The following is a 589-nucleotide window of genomic DNA, read 5'->3' on the forward strand; positions in this document are numbered from 1 at the left end:
CGCGATGCCGGGTGGCGCCTTCTCGTTTCCGCCAAAGGCGAGCTTCGCACCGAGGGCATGCGTTACGCCCTGGACAATGGCGCCTGGTCGGCGTTCGTTCAGCAGCAACCATTTGATGAGGACGCGTTTCTCCTTGCCGTAGATCGGCTTGGAGAGGGTGCAGATTGGATCGTGCTGCCCGACATCGTAGCGGGTGGTCTCGCATCGTTGGAGTTTTCGTTGCGGTGGAAGGAACGACTGCGCGGCATGCCAACAAGGATGCTGCTCGCCGTGCAGAACGGGATGCAAATCAACGATGTTGCAAGCTTGCTGTCACCGGCTATCGGCATCTTTATTGGTGGCACGACCGAGTGGAAGGAAGCAACGGCGCAAGCCTGGGGTTCTGTTGCGCGACGGCGGCACTGTCACCTGCACGTCGGGCGGGTGAACTCAGCTCGTCGGATTCGCATTTGCGCGGCCGCCGGCGCTGATAGCTTTGACGGTTCTGGCGTTAGCAGATACGCAAAGGCGTTGCCGCGACTCGACCGTGCTACACGGCAAGGCGATATGTTCGCCGCCGCGGACGATTCGCTTGAGGTAGCACGGCGAG

Annotated in this window: 1 pseudogene; it reads left to right on the forward strand. The window is 61.3% G+C overall.

The features are described 5' to 3' along the window. Nucleotides 1-57 precede the first annotated feature (57 nt). Nucleotides 58-589, forward strand: a pseudogene (locus ACRXB1_RS37290) (hypothetical protein); the annotation flags it as partial.

The sequence above is a fragment of the Caballeronia sp. M23-90 genome (assembly GCF_053574605.1).